Origin of the sequence: Streptomyces neyagawaensis (assembly GCF_023516595.1) — a bacterium.
Taxonomy (GTDB): Bacteria; Actinomycetota; Actinomycetes; order Streptomycetales; family Streptomycetaceae; genus Streptomyces; species Streptomyces neyagawaensis.
Window position 1 is genome coordinate 20,063 of the sequence record NZ_JAMGBG010000186.1, and the last position, 15,076, is coordinate 35,138.

Genomic DNA, 15,076 nt, shown 5'->3' on the forward strand with positions numbered 1-15,076 from the left:
CGCCTGCGCTTCCGCGCAGTACACCCGCGTGCTGCCACGCCCCCGTACGTGATGCGATTCATACCGTCACACGCCCTCGTACGGCCCGAAGCCGCCCGTACGCCGTCCTACGCGCCGGGCGCTTTCCCTGCTGCTCGGAGCGCTGTGGCTATGCTGCCCAGTTGTTGTGCGGACCGTAAGGAAAGCGAGCGCGACGCCCGAGAGGGGGGCGGGCCGCTCCGGTCCGTCGAGAGCGAGGAGGCGTCCGGGCACATGGAGACGACGAGTCGGGTAGGCGCGCAGGCGTCGGCCGCGGAGGGCGGACAACAGTTGCCCTCCGCCCGACGCACGGTCGACGGCTATCTGCTGGCGCCCTTCCCTTGGTACGGCCTCGACGAGGCCTTCACGGGGCCGCGCTGGCTGATGCAGGTCGGTACCTCGGCGGAAGGCGCCGTCGAGCACGGTTCGGTCGGACACGGCGACGAGCCCTCGGTCCGCAACGAGTTCACCGCGGTCACGGAGGACGAACCCAAGGAGCGGTTCGCGGTCGTCGTGACCGTCGCGGCCAACGACGTACGGCGCAGCGCCGACGGCACGGGCCTGCTGGAGGCCACCTCGGTCTCCTCCGCCGCCTGGCTGGCCGGTGTGGGGCTGTTGTCCTTCACCTGGCCCGGGCAGCTGGACCACACCCTGAGAGACGACTGGCTGGACCAGCAGACGGAGACGGCGTGGGTCCTCGCGGACGACCTCGCCGGACCCGACTGGTCGACGCTGTCCCTGCCGGTGGACGGCGTCCCCACGCCCTTCCACTACCGCGAGTCCGAGTTCGGATGGGTGCTCGCCGGCTCGACCCAGGAAGGGGTGCACGTAGGGGCGTACGGGCGCGGGATGAGTGCGTACGGCCTCGGGTTCGCCATGATCAAGGACATCGCGGCGTACGACGCCTAGCGGCTCGGCGTACGCCCGGAAGACCCGCCCAGAAGAAAGGGGCACCGCGTCGAATGACCCGCGGTGCCCCGTCATCGCCCCCGAGAAGCACTCTCCGGCTTCGGCTGGCGCCCTAGAACTTGTTCCTCGGGGTGATGCCCAGGCTCATGCCCGACAGGCCCCGCTGACGGCCGCCCAGCTTGCCGGCGATGGCGCGCAGGGCCGCGCCCGCCGGGGAGTCGGGGTCGGAGAGCACGACCGGCTTGCCCTCGTCGCCGCCCTCACGGAGCCGGACGTCGATCGGGATGCTGCCGAGAACCGGCACCGTGGCGCCGGTGGTGCGGGTGAGGCCGTCGGCGACGGTCTGGCCGCCGCCGGTGCCGAAGACGTCCACCATCTCGTCGCAGTGCGGGCAGGGCAGGCCCGACATGTTCTCGACCACGCCGACGATCTTCTGGTGGGTCTGGACCGCGATCGAGCCGGCGCGCTCGGCGACCTCGGCCGCCGCCTGCTGCGGGGTCGTGACGACGAGGATCTCCGCGTTCGGGACGAGCTGCGCCACCGAGATCGCGATGTCGCCGGTGCCCGGCGGGAGGTCCAGGAGCAGGACGTCCAGGTCGCCCCAGTAGACGTCCGCGAGGAACTGCTGGAGGGCGCGGTGGAGCATCGGGCCGCGCCAGACGACGGGCGCGTTGCCCGGGGTGAACATGCCGATCGAGATGACCTTCACACCGTTCGCGGACGGCGGCATGATCATGTTCTCGACCTGGGTGGGACGGCCGTCGGCGCCCAGCATGCGCGGCACCGAGTGGCCGTAGATGTCGGCGTCGACCACGCCGACCTTCAGACCGTCCGCGGCCATCGCGGCCGCCAGGTTCACCGTCACCGAGGACTTGCCGACGCCGCCCTTGCCGGACGCGACGGCGTACACGCGGGTGAGCGAGCCCGGCTTCGCGAACGGCACCTCGCGCTCGGTCTGGCCGCCGCGCAGGGCGGACGCCAGCTCACGGCGCTGCTCGTCGCTCATCACGTCCAGCTCGACGTCGACACGGGTGACGCCCTCGACCCGTGCGACCGCCTCCGTCACGCGCTGCGTGATCGTGTCGCGCATGGGGCAGCCGGAGACCGTCAGGTACACGGCGACCGCGACCGCTCCGTCCGCACCGATCTCCACCGACTTGACCATCCCGAGTTCGGTGATGGGACGGTTGATCTCGGGGTCGTTCACCGTCGACAGTGCCTCGCGCACCGCGTCTTCCGTAGCCATAGAGACGATGGTACGGCGACGCGCGGGGCCCCTGGGAGCCCTCTCAGCGGTCGTCCATGTCACGCCCGCCGGGGCGCTCGGGCGGGAATACGGTCCTCGTCCCACGATGTCCGTCGCCGTCGCGCTCGTGCAGCTCCTTGACCAGGTCCTGGAGCTCGGAGCGCAGCCAGTCGCGGGTGGCGACCTCGCCGAGACCGATCCGCAGCGCCGCGATCTCCCGGGTCAGATACTCGGTGTCGGCGATCGACCGCTCGTTCTGCTTGCGGTCCTGTTCGAGGTTGACCCGGTCGCGGTCGTCCTGCCGGTTCTGCGCGAGGAGGATCAGCGGGGCCGCGTAGGACGCCTGGAGGGACAGCATCAGCGTCAGGAAGATGAACGGGTAGTTGTCGAAGCGCAGGTCCCGTGGGGCGGAGACGTTCCACACCACCCACAGGATGATCACGACGGTCATCCAGACGATGAACCGCCCGGTGCCCAGGAAACGCGCGATCCGCTCCGAGAGCCGCCCGAAGGCCTCAGGGTCCCATTCGGGCAGGAACCTCGCCCGGCGCGGCAGGGGCTGGTCGAGACGGGTCCGCGGGCGCGCGGTGGCCCCGGCGGGCACGCGCTCCCGCACAGGCGCCCCCGACGGTGGCGTGCGCTCGCGCGTCCCCGCCCAGGCGTGTGCCCGCTCGCGCCCTCCGTCCCGCCCCTGGCGCTCGGAACGCTCAGGAACCATGGGCGGCCCCCTCCACATCGTCGTCGTCCAGATGGAACTCCGTCTCCCGCCAGTCCTCCGGCAACATGTGGTCCAGCACGTCGTCCACGGTCACCGCGCCCAGCAGCGAGCCGCTCTCGTCGACCACGGGCGCCGCCACCATGTCGTACGTCGCGAAGAACCCGGCCACCTCGGGGAGCGCGGCGTCCGGGTCGAGTGGCTGGAGGTCGTCGTCGAGGATCGAGCTGACCAGGGTGTACGGCGGGTCGCGCAGCAGCCGCTGGAAGTGGACCGTGCCGAGGTACTTCCCCGTCGGCGTCTCGTCGGGCGGCCGGCACACGTACACCTGGGCGGCGAGTGCAGGGGACAGGTCGGGGTTGCGGACCCGGGCCAGCGCGTCGGCGACGGTGGCGTCGGGGCGCAGCACGATCGGCTCGGTCGTCATCAGTCCGCCGGCGGTCTTCTCCTCGTACGCCAGGAGCCGCCGTACGTCCGCCGCCTCGTCCGGCTGCATCAGTGTCAGCAGCCGCTCCTGCTCGGCCTCCGGCAGCTCGGCCAGCAGGTCGGCCGCGTCGTCCGGGTCCATGGCCTCCAGGACGTCGGCGGCCCGCTCCTCCTTGAGCTTGCCGAGGATCTCGATCTGGTCGTCCTCCGGCAGCTCCTCCAGCACATCGGCGAGACGGTCGTCGTCGAGGGCGGCGGCGACCTCGGCCCGGCGCTTGGGGGAGAGGTGGTGCAGCACGTTGGCGAGGTCGGCGGGGCGGAGCTGCTCGAAGGTCGCGAGGAGGTTCTCGGCGCCCTGCCCGTGCTCCTCCAGCGAGAACCCGGTGACGGCCGACCACTCCACGGTCAGCGTCTCGCCCTTGTGCCGCCGGAACGCGCCGCCCTTCCCCTTGCGGACGAACACCCGGTCGATCTCCCAGTCCCGGCGGGCCGGCAGCTGCTGCACGGAGATGTCGAGGACCGTGACCTCCTCACCGGTCTCCACGAGCCGTACGCGACGGTCCAGCAGCTCCCCGATGACGAGCCGTTCGGTGGGCCGCTGCTCGAAGCGGCGCACGTTCAGCACGCCGGTGGTGATGACCTGGCCGGACTCGATTCCGGTGACCCGCGTCATCGGCAGGAAGATGCGGCGCCGCGTGTGCAGTTCGACGACCAGGCCGAGGAGTCGCGGGGGTTTCCGTCCGACGCGCAGGATGGCCACGAGATCGCGGACGCGGCCCACCTGGTCGCCGTTCGGGTCGAAGACCGCGATTCCGGAGAGGTGGGAGACGAAGATCCGGGGCGCCACCGCCGCCATGAGCCGCCCCTTTCCTGCGTGTTGGTGCGAGATCCGTGTGCTCCGCGGGTCGCGTGGGTCTTTCGCGATAATCAGGCGAGCCATACGGGATTTGTCGGACGAGGAGGGCTTCAGGCTAGCCCGTCCCGATCGGATATGCCCTGGTGAGCGGTGCGGACGGACTGCCTCCGTGGCACCCCGCGAGCCCCGGTACTCTGCGGTAGGCCTGGACTCCCCACGAAGAGGTGCATCGTCTGTGACTCCGACTCCCCGTACCCGAAGGGCCGCACTGGTGGGCGCCGTCTGCACCCTCGTGGCGAGCGGGCTGGGGCTCACCGGGTGCAGTGAGGATCCGAACGAGGGCACCAACGGGGTCGGCAAGCTGACCCCCGAGAAGATCCAGACCAGAACGAAGGCGGCCGCCACGGCGGCGGACACCGTCCGGCTGTCCGGGGCCGTCGTCAGCAACGGCAAGACCTACAAGCTGGACATGCGCCTGAAGGAAGGCGGCGGCACGGGCTCGGTGACCTCGGGCGACACGACGTTCCGGCTGCTGAAGGTCGGCGAGCACCTCTTCCTGAAGGCCGACGCCGAGTTCTGGGACCACGAGGACGGCGGGGGCAAGAACGACGACGACTCCGACGCGGCTGCCGCGGACAAGCTGGACGGCATGTACGTCAAGGTCCCCACCGGCGACCCGGCCTACCAGCGGTTCAGCGGCTTCACCGACAAGGACGTCCTCCTCAACAGCCTGCTGACCCTGCACGGCACCCTCTCCACCGACGGCCACCACGAGCAGTCCGGCACCCGCACGGTCCGCATCACCGGCGACAAGGGCGCGGGCGGCACCCTCGACGTCTCCCTCGAAGGCACCCCGTATCCCCTCCGCCTGGTCCGCGCCGGCGACGCGGGCACCATCCTCCTCACCGACTGGGGCAAGAGCTTCCCCCTGGAGGAACCGGACAAGAAGTCGGTCGTCGACTACGGCAAACAACTCCCGACGTCGTAGGACGGGCCGACGAGCGTTCGGGGGCCGCAGGCCCCCGAAGGGGCGCGGGGAACTGCGCGACCAGCCACGACGAACCCTCAAGCCGCCGACGGACGCACACCCCCCGCCCGGTGGGCGAACGAAGCGCCCCCGCCCGGTGGGCGGACGAAGCACGCCCCCGCCCGGTGGGCGGACGAAGCACGCCCCCGCCCCGGTGGGCGGACGAAGCCCCTCAGCCCTGCTTCTTCTTCCGACGCTTGAAAAGCAGCCGGGGCAACCCGGCCGGCACCGGCTGCCGCGTAGTCGCCGGCGTCGGCAGCGGAGCCCGCGCCAGATCGCCGTCGGGCAGCGGCGCGGTCGTCCCCGTCGGCTCCAGCCGGAGCACCCGGCACTCCCGCGCCCACCGCTCCGGCATGGCCTCACCGTCGGGCGCGTTGAGCCGCTTCCCCTTGAGCTCGGCCACGGCCGCGTCCCACTCGGGCGATCGGGGGGCCAGCTCCACGACCGTGGCGTCCCAGGTCACGAGCCGCCCGCCCTTGTCCTTGCTGCGGACGGTCACCACGGCCGGGCCGCCGTCGACGAGCCCCGGCAGCGGTTGCTCTCCCGGCCCGTCGCCGACCAGGCACACCGCGCCCTCGTGCCAGACGTGCCACAGCGCGCGCGACGGCACCCCGGGCCCCTGGGCGTGCGCCGACGGCGCCCCGCCGCCGCTCACCCAGATGAGCCCGGACTTCTTGGTGGCCTCCTCGACGAGGGCCCGGTCGAGCAGCTGTTCCGTCATGCCGTCAGCCTAGGCCCTGGTCCCTCGGTGGCGCCGGGCGGCTACAGCCAGCCGTTCCGCTTGAGCGTGCGGTGGATGCCCAGGCAGAGCGCCACCGTGACGCCGAGGACCACCGGGTAGCCGAACTTCCAGTGCGTCTCCGGCATGTAGTCGAAGTTCATGCCGTACACCCCGCACACCATCGTCGGCACGGCGATGATCGCCGCCCACGAGGTGATCTTGCGCATGTCCTCGTTCTGGGCCACGGAGGCCTGCGCCAGGTTCGCCTGGAGGATGGAGTTGAGGAGCTCGTCGAAGCCGACGACCTGCTCCTGCACCCGGGCGAGGTGGTCGGCCACGTCACGGAAGTACTTCTGGATGTCAGGGTCGACCAACCGCATCGGACGCTCGCTCAGCAGCTGCATGGGCCGCACCAGCGGCAGCACCGCCCGCTTGAACTCCATGACCTCGCGCTTGAGTTGGTAGATGCGGCCGGCGTCGGTGCCCCGGGGCGTGCCCTTGCGTCCGGGGGAGAACACCTCCGTCTCCACCTCGTCGATGTCGTCCTGCACCGCGTCCGCGACCGCCACGTACCCGTCGACGACATGGTCGGCGATCGCGTGCAGTACGGCGGAGGGGCCTTTGGCGAGCAACTCCGGGTCGTCCTGCAGCCGGTGACGGAGCGCCCGCAACGAACCCTGGCCACCGTGCCGGACGGTGATGAAGAAGTCCCGCCCGGTGAAGCACATCACCTCGCCGGACTCCACCACCTCGCTGGTGGCGGTGAGTTCGTCGTGCTCGATGTAGTGGATGGTCTTGAAGACGGTGAAGAGAGTGTCGTCGTAGCGCTCCAGCTTCGGCCGCTGGTGCGCGTGCACCGCGTCCTCCACGGCCAGCGGGTGCAGCCCGAACTCGGCCGCGATACCGGCGAATTCGGCCTCGGACGGCTCGTGCAGTCCGATCCACACGAACCCCCCGTCCCGGCGCACCTGACGGATCGCCTCGTGCGGGGCGAGGGTGCGCTCGAACGTGACGCGCGCGCCGTCACGGTAGACGGCACAGTCGACGACGGCCGTGGTCGCCTCCGCGGGGCGGGTGGCGTCGTACACGGCCCCGTCCTTGCGCAGCGACAGCCGGGACGGCCGGGAGGGGCGGACCGCGGCGCGCAGGTTGTTGATCATCGACATGGGCAGACTCCTTCGCAACGAAAGGCCGCCGACGACGGTTGGAACTACCCGGAATGGGGACGTTTTGACTTCCGATGTTTGGCACGTCCACAAAGCGGGGAGCACCGCACCGTCGCGGTGACAGCTTCGCTTGATTCAGATCGGCGACGTCGGATCGATGAGGTCTGATCGGCGACGGCTGATCGGTGAGGGGATCAAGGCGGTAAAGAAGTGCTCTTCCGTTGCGCGACGACCGACGAGCGGCACGACGCGAGTGAGGGTGGCAGCCAAGCAGAGAGCTGACGCGAGAGCTACGTGACTCAGCGGTCGGAAGAGCGGGTGGTACTGCACGGTCGACTTCGGTCCATCGCAGCCCCACCTCCTCCGGCCGGTCCCTCGTAAGGGACGTTCCATACCCCATCCGGGGTTCCCCGTAGGGGAGTCAGTTCTCTCTGGCCGGGACAAGAGGGCTTGAGAGCGACGCTTCTGCGTGCTGCCCGCGTGCTGTTCCGACCGGCGCCCCAGACTAACAGTCGACTGAAGTGTCAAGGCGCCCGTTTGCCGGTTCCTGACGAGTTCTATGCTCGGTTCATGGTTGATGTTCTCCCGTTGGTGGAAGCCCGTTTGCGTACCGCGCTGGGCGAGCCGGACGCGCGCGCCGCGGTCACCTTCCTCGGTACGGACCGCATCGAGGTGCTCCGCTTCACCGACGGCGACATCGTCCGCTACGCCACGCTCGGCATGTCCGCCCAGCCGATGGCCGACCCCACCGCGGTCCTCGCCGACCCCGTCAAGGGCCCCCGCGCCGAACTCGTCCTGTCCGTACGGCACGGCATCGCCGACACCGACAAGGTGCTCCGCCCGCTCGCCGTGCTCGCCGCGTCACCGCAGGTGGAGGGTGTGGTCGTGGCGCCCGGCGCCTCCCTCGACGTAGGCGATCCGCTATGGCCCGGCGCCCCCTTCACCTCGGTCCTCGTCGCCGAGTCCGGGGGCCTGGTCGAGGACCTCGAACTGGACGCCCCCGCCGACCCCGTACGGTTCCTCCCCCTCCTTCCGATGACCCCCAACGAGGCGGCCTGGAAGCGGGTGCACGGCGCGCAGGCCCTCCAGGAGCGCTGGCTCACCCAGGGGACGGACCTCCGCGACCCCGTCCGTGCGTCGGTCTCCCTGGACTAGGCCGGCCGCCCCCAGCGCTCCCTCCGCGACTTCCCCGTGTGACCGACGGCACGCCACAGGTGACCGACGGGCGCCCGGCAGGTGGCCGAAAATCGGCGCTTCCCTCTGCGGCGCGGGTAGTTGATTCCGATGGCGGGTTCTCCGGTCCCCCGGAGAGCCGGCCGCCGTCCGGCGTCCGGCGGTCGTGCGCGGAATGTGACGCGCACACGCCGGACGGGTGATCGTCCTTGACGCGAGGAAGCACGGGGAGGACCGTTGGGCCCTATGAGGGGCGAACCCAGTTGCCCGAAGTGTGGTGGCCGGGTCAGGGCTCCCGGCCTCTTTGCCGACTCCTGGCAGTGCGCTGTACACGGGACGGTGCACCCGCTGCAGCCCGTGATCCCGCCCAGCGTCGAGGCCCTCAGTGTCGTGGTGCACCGTGCCCAGGTGCCGGTGTGGATGCCGTGGCCGCTGCCGGTGGGCTGGCTGTTCACCGGCGCGGCCTTCGCCGGCGACGACCGCAGCGGAGGGCGCGCCACCGCCGTCGCCTGCTCCGGTCCGGGGCCGCTCGGCGGCATGGGTGAGCTGGTGCTCATCGCCGAGGAGCTCGGCGTGGGCCTCGGCGCCCGGTACGCCGGCATCGACGGACCCGACCCCGGCCCCTACCTCAGCGTCGAGAAACCGCCCCAGGCGAAGGTGCTCGCCGCGGGACGCCCCACGCCCCTCTGGCATGTCTCCGGCACCCCCGACGACCGCGCGGTCTTCGCCGGCGAGGCACTCGGCCTCTGGCTCTGGGCGGTCGTCTGGCCCGAACAGACGGGCCTGCTGATGTACGACGAACTGGTCCTCACCGACCTGCGCGACGCGGGCGCCGAGGTGGAACTGCTGCCGTGCGGCGCGCTGTCCCCGCGCATCCTGGAGCCCTAGAACGGCCCTGTCGCGACGCTTGCCTCACCGGCGGGGGCCTGTCCGCGACGGCTGGCGCGCCCGGTCCGCGACGGCTGGCGCCTCGTCCGCACCGGCCGGGGGCCTTGTCCGCACCGGCTGGGTGCCTGTCGGCAACAGCTGGGTACCCCCTCCATGTGTAGGGGGCACTACCCGGTTTCGGGTGTGACCGGAGCGCTTCAAAAGGGCGCTATTCTTGAGCGTCCGCTTCTGTTTCGTCTGTGCCTGGAGTCCGCGTCGTGCGCATCGATCTGCACTGCCACTCCACGGCCTCCGACGGTACGGACACCCCCGCCGAGCTGGTCCGTAAGGCCGGCGCCGCGGGCCTGGACGTGGTCGCGCTGACCGACCACGACACCACCCGCGGATACGCCGAGGCCATCGCCGCGCTGCCGGAGGGGCTCACGCTCGTCACCGGCGCCGAGCTGTCGTGCCGCCTGGACGGCGTCAGCATGCACATGCTGGCCTACCTGTTCGACCCGGAGGAGCCTGGGCTGCTCGCCGAACGCGAGCTGGTCCGGGACGACCGGGTGCCGCGGGCCCGCGGCATGGTCGCCAAGCTCAACGAACTGGGTGTGCCGGTCACCTGGGAACAGGTCGCGCGGATCGCCGGGGACGGCTCCGTGGGCCGACCGCACGTGGCCACCGCCCTCGTCGAACTCGGCGTCGTACCGACCGTCAACGACGCGTTCACCCCGCAATGGCTCGCCGACGGCGGCCGCGCCTATGTCGAGAAGCACGAGACCGACCCGTTCGAGGCGATCCGGCTGATCAAGGGCGCCGGCGGAGTCGCGGTCTTCGCGCACCCCGCCGCCGTCAAACGCGGCCGCACCGTCCCCGAGTCCGCGATCGCCGACCTCGCCGCCGCCGGGCTCGACGGCATCGAGGTCGACCACATGGACCACGACTCGGCGACCCGGGCGCGACTGCGCGGCCTCGCGAAGGAACTGGGGCTGCTCGCCACCGGTTCCTCGGACTACCACGGCAGCCGCAAGACCTGTGAGCTCGGCGAGTACACGACCGACCCCGAGGTGTACGGGGAGATCACGCGCCGAGCCACCGGAGCGTTCCCCGTCCCGGGCACCGGCGGGAAGCAGTCGGCTCCTCGGCCGTAGGGCACCCGGCGGTTCGGCGGAGGCGTAGTCGGCGGGTCCACGACTTGGCGGGCTGGACGGCCGGCGGATCACTGGATGACCGGGCGGACCGATCCAGGGTGACCGGGCGCCTGGGCGGGCCGATCCAGGGTGACCGGGCGGGCCGATCCAGGGTGAGGTCGTAGTCCCGCTGCCCGGCCTGAGTCCCCCCGCCGTTCTCCGCACTCCACCGTCCTCCGCCCCCGTTCTCCGTGCTCGCTCCTCGGCTCCGTCGCCCGTTCGTCACCACCACCGGCGTAGGGCTCTCACCCCGCACCGCCCTGCTCGGCGGTACGGGTCGGCTCCCGCCCCTCTCCCACCCCTTCCGCACACTCTCGCAAGGCACCCCCGTGTTCGATCTCGCCGTCTTCGGTTCCCTCTTCCTCACCCTGTTCGTGATCATGGATCCCCCGGGGATCACCCCGATCTTCCTCGGCCTCACCGCCGGGCGCCCCGCCCGGACGCAGAAGCGGATGGCGCTGCAGGCCGTCTGCGTGGCCGGTGGTGTGATCGCCGTCTTCGGTCTGCTGGGGCACCAGATCCTCGACTACCTGCATGTCTCCGTACCCGCGCTGATGATCGCGGGCGGACTGCTGCTCCTGCTGATCGCGCTCGATCTGCTCACCGGGAAGACGGACGAGCCCAAGCAGACGAAGGACGTGAACGTCGCCCTGGTGCCGCTCGGAATGCCGCTGCTCGCCGGGCCCGGGGCGATCGTGTCGGTGATCCTCGCGGTGCAGAAGGCGGACGGGGTGGCCGCCCAGGTGTCGGTGTGGGTCGCGATCCTGGCGATCCACGTCGTGCTGTGGCTGACGATGCGGTACTCGCTGCTGATCATCCGGGTCATCAAGGACGGCGGTGTGGTGCTGGTGACCCGGCTCGCGGGCATGATGCTGTCCGCGATCGCGGTGCAGCAGATCATCAACGGCGTCACGCAGGTGGTCCAGGGCAGCTGACGCCAACCCGCCGCGTATGGCCCGTGCAGGGGCCGGATGTACGCAGAGCCCCGTACGGCGCACCTCGGTGCGGCCCGTACGGGGCTCTGAAGTCTGCACGCATACGCCTCCTGCGAGGCGGTCGCGTCGGCCGGTACTACGAAGCGGTCACGTCGGCGGGGCGGATCCAGAGGCGCTGCCCGATGGCGGCGGCCTGCTGCACGATCCTGTTGACGGAGGCGGCGTCCACGACGGTCGTGTCGACGGGCGTGCCGTTGACGTCGTCGAGTCGCAGGATTTCGAAGCGCATGGCTTCTCCCTTCGTCTGGTCGTCCTCCCGCTGGGGGAGAACTACTGGTGGTGCGCGGGTCGTCGGTGCCCGTGTTCCATGAGGATTCAACGGTATGCGTGTTACAAACATTCCCTACGCTAAGGAAATTTTTCGAGAACCTAATTACTGGCTGGTAAGTGACGTTGTGGGTGTGTCTACCAGGAAGCTGCAAGACTGATTGGGACCGGTTGTGTTCGCAGCGTGACCGCCAGGACAATGGATGCATATGAACGACGACGACCTGGCGGCGCTCGGCGCCCGCATCGACCGTACGAACGAGCTGCTCCAGCGCATGCTCGCCGAGGTGGCGAAGACGCCCTCAACCCATGCGATCTTCGTCGACGCCGGGTATCTGTACGCGGCGGTGGGGCGGCTCGTCGCCGGGACGGAGGACCGGCGGTCCTTCGACCTCGATGCGGAAGGTCTCATCGACGCCCTGATCGACCGGGCCCGCACGATCTTCGCGGACAGCCGGCTGCTCCGGGTCTACTGGTACGACGGGGCGCGCCGCCGCATCCACACGGCGGAGCAGCAGTCCATCGCCGAGCTGCCGGACGTCAAGGTGCGGCTCGGCAACCTCAACGCGAACAACCAGCAGAAGGGCGTCGACTCCCTCATCCGTACGGACCTGGAGTCCCTGGCCCGGCACCGCGCCATCAGCGACGCGGCGCTGATCGGCGGCGACGAGGACCTGGTCTCGGCGGTCGAGGCCGCGCAGGGGTACGGGGCGCGCGTCCATCTGTGGGGCATCGAGGCGCCGGAGGGCCGCAACCAGGCCGAGCCGCTGCTCTGGGAGGTCGACAGCCAGCGCACCTTCGATCTCGACTTCTTCAAGCCGTACGTGTCCCGGCGGGCCGCCGTCCCGTACGAGGCCACCGCCGGGGCCCGGCCCACCCGTGAGGACGTCCGCTTCGTCGGCGCCCAGATCGCCGCGAAATGGCTGGCGTCCCGGGGCCGCGAGCCGCTCAAGGAACTTCTGCACGGCCACCCGTACCTGCCCGGCTCGGTCGACCAGGACCTCCTCGTCGAGGCGGAGGGGCTGCTCCAGTACTCGCTACGGGGCCAGGCGGACCTGAGAAGGGCGCTGCGGGACGGGTTCTGGGAGCACTTGAGGGCGCAGTACTAGCGGGTGCCGGCAGACGAGGATCAGCCGGTCAGCCGGTCAGCTGATCCCAGAAGCCGATCAGGGCGGAGGCCGTGGCCTTCGGCTGGTCCGTGTTGGGGGAGTGCTCGGCGGCGGCGATGACCGTGCGGTGCGCGCGCAGGCGTGCGGCCATGTCGTCGAGGAGGGGGATCGGCCAGGTGTCGTCGCGCTCGCCGGACAGGACGTGCGTGGGCAGGCCCAGGGCGGCCAGTTCGGCGACCCGGTCGGGCTCCGCGCAGAGCTGCCGGCCGGTGGCGATGAGCTGCGCCGGGCTGTGGGCGAGCCAGCGGCGGCGCAGGTCGGCGCTGTCGTCCAGCCCTTCGTCGAGGCCGCCGCCGGTGTCGGTCTCCTCCGGCGGTTCCATCGCCTGGATGGCGTCCCACACCTGCTCCATGCCCATCACGGCCAGGGCGTCCCGCAACAGCTTCACGCGCTGCTGCTGGCTCTGCGAGATCTGGGCCGGGCCCGAGGCCATCAGGGTGAGGGAGGCGAAGGGGGAGGGGTCCAGGAGGACGGCGGCGCGGGAGATCTGACCGCCGAGGGAGTGGCCGAGGAGATGCAGGGGGGCGCCGTCGCCGACGACCCGTGCCTGGGCGAGCAGGTCACTGGCCAGCTCTTCCTGGGCGTACGGCGACTCGTCGTCCTTGGGGCCCTCGCTCTCGTACTGGCCCCGTCCGTCCACGGCGACGGAGCGGTAGCCGGCCTCCGCCAAGGGTTTGTGCAGCGCGATGAAGTCCTCCTTGCTGCCCGTGAACCCCGGCACGAGGAGCACGGTGCCCTTCACCGGGGTGCCCGCCTCGATGACGGCGAACTCACCGCGCGAGGTGCGCAGCCGGTGGGCGCGGGCACCCGGAGGAGGGGTGAACGTGGGAGGACGGCTCATGGGGCGAGGGTAACCGGAGACCGTGAAGAGGGATCACCCTGCCGGGTGGTTCGGGGGCTGCCGGGAGACGGGGGCGCACTGTGTCGGTCCTTCACCGGCGGCTGAGTGGGGGCTGATCGCGCAGTCCCCGCGCTCCTGAGCCCGCCCCCGCGCCCCTGGGGAGGGCCGCAGGCCCCTCCCCAGGGGCGCGGGGAGCTGCGCGCCAAGCCCCCACGGACCCGCACATGCCCCTGAGCCCCCACAGGCCCGCGGCTGCCACTGACCCCACGGGCCAGGACATGCCCCTGAATCCCCAGGGGCCGCATATGCCCTGGCCACGGAGACGCCCCGCGCGGCGCGGGGGCCGGCCGCCGATCCCCACCCGACCGCACCCGCCCACAACCCCACTCATCCGCATACGCCGCTCTGGTCCAGGCGGGGTCGCAGGGGCGGCAGTCCCTGGGGATGGGACGGGTAGGGACGGCGGGGGGCGAGGAAACCCATGACCGGTGCCGACGGACGCGGCCCTGCCGGAACGCCGAAGGCCCGGCCCCCGAGAAGGGGAACCGGGCCTCTGCGCAGCCAGCTACCTGACCTCAGCCATCCGTCGGCTCAACAGCAGCCGCGGTCTTCCGCACCCGCCGACGCGGCGCCGGCGTCTCAGCCGCACCCGCACCGGCGTCCTCGACAGCAGCCACAGCCGGAGCGGCAGCCTTGCGCGTACGACGCGGCTTGGTGGCCTGCTCCTCCGTCGGCTGCGCCGGAACCGACGCCTCGATCGGAGCCTCGGCGGTCTTCCGGGTACGCCGACGCGTCTTCGGCGCGGCCTCCTCGGTTACGGCCACGGCCTCGGCCGTGTCGACCGGTGCCTCCGCGACCTTGCGGGTGGTCCGGCGGCGCGTCTTGGGCGCGCTTTCCTCGGCGGCGGCCGTGGCGTCGCCCGTGACCTCGGCCGTCGCCGCGGTCTTGCGGGTGGTCCGGCGGCGGGTCTTGGGCGCGGCCTCCTCGGTGGCGGGCGTGCCCTCGGCCGTGTCGAGCGCGGCTTCGGCGGCGGGCGCCTCAGCGGCGGCGGGGGCCTCAGCGACCTTCCGGGTACGCCGACGGGTCTTCGGCGCGGCCTCCTCGGTGGCGGGCGTGCCCTCGGCCGTGTCGAGCGCGGCTTCGGCGGCGGGCGCCTCAGCGGCGGCGGGGGCCTCAGCGACCTTCCGGGTACGCCGACGGGTCTTCGGCGCGGCCTCCTCGGTTACGGCCACGGCCTCGGCCGTGTCGACCGGCGCCTCGGCGACCTTCCGCGTCCGGCGGCGGGTCTTGGGCGCGGCCTCGTCGGCCACGGCTTCGGCCGCGTCGACCGGTGCCTCCGCGACCTTGCGGGTGGCCCGGCGGCGCGTCTTGGGCGCGCTCTCCTCGGTGGCAGGCGTGCCCTCGGCCGTGTCGAGCGCGGCTTCGGCGGCGGGCGCCTCAGCAGCGGCGGGGGCCTCGGCGGCCTTGCGGGTACGCCGACGCGTCTT

Annotated in this window: 14 protein-coding genes and 1 pseudogene; 7 read left to right on the plus strand and 8 right to left on the minus strand. The window is 71.5% G+C overall.

From position 1 onward, the window contains the following. The first annotated feature begins 252 nt into the window (after positions 1-252). Positions 253-927: a hypothetical protein gene (locus M8J73_RS42355; RefSeq protein ID WP_055537888.1), complete on the plus strand. Its 675-nt coding sequence runs from the start codon at positions 253-255 to the stop codon at positions 925-927. 112 nt (positions 928-1,039) lie between these two features. Here M8J73_RS42355 and M8J73_RS42360 read toward each other — a convergent pair whose 3' ends face one another. From M8J73_RS42360 to M8J73_RS42370, 3 genes are read right to left on the minus strand one after another with little or no spacing between them, the layout of a single operon-like run. Continuing rightward, a complete protein-coding gene (locus M8J73_RS42360; protein WP_055537887.1) occupies positions 1,040-2,173 on the minus strand; it encodes an Mrp/NBP35 family ATP-binding protein in 1,134 nt (377 codons plus the stop codon). Positions 2,174-2,216: 43 nt separating this feature from the next. After that, positions 2,217-2,891 (minus strand): DUF1003 domain-containing protein, encoded by a 675-nt coding sequence (locus M8J73_RS42365; protein WP_240501122.1) that lies wholly within the window; start codon positions 2,889-2,891, stop codon positions 2,217-2,219. After that, positions 2,881-4,170, minus strand: a complete 1,290-nt coding sequence (locus tag M8J73_RS42370) for a magnesium transporter MgtE N-terminal domain-containing protein (RefSeq protein ID WP_055537885.1) — start codon at positions 4,168-4,170, stop codon at positions 2,881-2,883. Before M8J73_RS42370 ends, M8J73_RS42365 begins: the two co-directional genes overlap by 11 nt. 235 nt (positions 4,171-4,405) lie before the next feature. On the opposite strand from M8J73_RS42370, the gene M8J73_RS42375 reads away from it, so the two are divergent. Further along, positions 4,406-5,158, plus strand: coding sequence for a hypothetical protein (locus tag M8J73_RS42375; RefSeq protein ID WP_055537884.1), 753 nt, complete (start codon positions 4,406-4,408; stop codon positions 5,156-5,158). 211 nt (positions 5,159-5,369) lie between these two features. Here the strand turns inward: M8J73_RS42375 and M8J73_RS42380 are convergent, their stop codons facing one another. Then, entirely contained in the window at positions 5,370-5,918 is a 549-nt protein-coding gene (locus M8J73_RS42380) for a hypothetical protein (RefSeq protein WP_055542206.1), read from the minus strand. A gap of 41 nt (positions 5,919-5,959) precedes the next feature. Next, complete coding sequence (locus M8J73_RS42385; protein WP_055542205.1) at positions 5,960-7,084, minus strand: magnesium and cobalt transport protein CorA; 1,125 nt, start codon at positions 7,082-7,084, stop codon at positions 5,960-5,962. A gap of 570 nt (positions 7,085-7,654) precedes the next feature. Here M8J73_RS42385 and M8J73_RS42390 point away from each other — a divergent pair. The 4 genes from M8J73_RS42390 to M8J73_RS42405 all read left to right on the plus strand — a co-directional run bounded on the left by M8J73_RS42390 (position 7,655) and on the right by M8J73_RS42405 (position 11,252). Continuing rightward, on the plus strand, positions 7,655-8,239 hold the full coding sequence (locus M8J73_RS42390; protein WP_249829835.1) for a suppressor of fused domain protein: 585 nt from the start codon (positions 7,655-7,657) through the stop codon (positions 8,237-8,239). Positions 8,240-8,503: 264 nt separating this feature from the next. Next, on the plus strand, positions 8,504-9,145 hold the full coding sequence (locus M8J73_RS42395) for a DUF6758 family protein (RefSeq protein WP_055520711.1): 642 nt from the start codon (positions 8,504-8,506) through the stop codon (positions 9,143-9,145). Between the two features lie 257 nt (positions 9,146-9,402). Further along, on the plus strand, positions 9,403-10,278 hold the full coding sequence (locus M8J73_RS42400; RefSeq protein ID WP_055542814.1) for a PHP domain-containing protein: 876 nt from the start codon (positions 9,403-9,405) through the stop codon (positions 10,276-10,278). 368 nt (positions 10,279-10,646) lie between these two features. Then, the gene (locus tag M8J73_RS42405; protein WP_055542815.1) at positions 10,647-11,252 is read left to right on the plus strand and encodes a MarC family protein; all 606 of its coding nucleotides are present in this window, start codon (positions 10,647-10,649) and stop codon (positions 11,250-11,252) included. 136 nt (positions 11,253-11,388) lie between these two features. Here the strand turns inward: M8J73_RS42405 and M8J73_RS42410 are convergent, their stop codons facing one another. Then, a complete protein-coding gene (locus M8J73_RS42410) occupies positions 11,389-11,541 on the minus strand; it encodes a DUF8834 family protein (protein ID WP_107424149.1) in 153 nt (50 codons plus the stop codon). Positions 11,542-11,782: 241 nt separating this feature from the next. Between M8J73_RS42410 and M8J73_RS42415 the strand changes: the two genes are divergently transcribed. Further along, on the plus strand, positions 11,783-12,688 hold the full coding sequence (locus M8J73_RS42415) for an NYN domain-containing protein (protein WP_107424150.1): 906 nt from the start codon (positions 11,783-11,785) through the stop codon (positions 12,686-12,688). Between the two features lie 28 nt (positions 12,689-12,716). On the opposite strand, the gene M8J73_RS42420 is transcribed toward M8J73_RS42415, so the two are convergent. Both M8J73_RS42420 and M8J73_RS42425 read right to left on the minus strand, forming a co-directional pair. Next, positions 12,717-13,589: an alpha/beta fold hydrolase gene (locus M8J73_RS42420; protein WP_055542817.1), complete on the minus strand. Its 873-nt coding sequence runs from the start codon at positions 13,587-13,589 to the stop codon at positions 12,717-12,719. Between the two features lie 575 nt (positions 13,590-14,164). Then, positions 14,165-15,076 (minus strand): annotated as a pseudogene (locus M8J73_RS42425) (DEAD/DEAH box helicase); the annotation flags it as partial.

Coding starts and splice junctions, on each gene's coding strand:
- M8J73_RS42355 (WP_055537888.1), top strand. CDS start 253: ATGGAGACGACGAGTCGGGTAGGCGCGCAGGCGTCGGCCGCGGAGGGC.
- M8J73_RS42360 (WP_055537887.1), bottom strand. CDS start 2,173: ATGGCTACGGAAGACGCGGTGCGCGAGGCACTGTCGACGGTGAACGAC.
- M8J73_RS42365 (WP_240501122.1), bottom strand. CDS start 2,891: ATGGTTCCTGAGCGTTCCGAGCGCCAGGGGCGGGACGGAGGGCGCGAG.
- M8J73_RS42370 (WP_055537885.1), bottom strand. CDS start 4,170: ATGGCGGCGGTGGCGCCCCGGATCTTCGTCTCCCACCTCTCCGGAATC.
- M8J73_RS42380 (WP_055542206.1), bottom strand. CDS start 5,918: ATGACGGAACAGCTGCTCGACCGGGCCCTCGTCGAGGAGGCCACCAAG.
- M8J73_RS42385 (WP_055542205.1), bottom strand. CDS start 7,084: ATGTCGATGATCAACAACCTGCGCGCCGCGGTCCGCCCCTCCCGGCCG.
- M8J73_RS42390 (WP_249829835.1), top strand. CDS start 7,655: ATGGTTGATGTTCTCCCGTTGGTGGAAGCCCGTTTGCGTACCGCGCTG.
- M8J73_RS42395 (WP_055520711.1), top strand. CDS start 8,504: ATGAGGGGCGAACCCAGTTGCCCGAAGTGTGGTGGCCGGGTCAGGGCT.
- M8J73_RS42410 (WP_107424149.1), bottom strand. CDS start 11,541: ATGCGCTTCGAAATCCTGCGACTCGACGACGTCAACGGCACGCCCGTC.
- M8J73_RS42415 (WP_107424150.1), top strand. CDS start 11,783: ATGCATATGAACGACGACGACCTGGCGGCGCTCGGCGCCCGCATCGAC.
- M8J73_RS42420 (WP_055542817.1), bottom strand. CDS start 13,589: ATGAGCCGTCCTCCCACGTTCACCCCTCCTCCGGGTGCCCGCGCCCAC.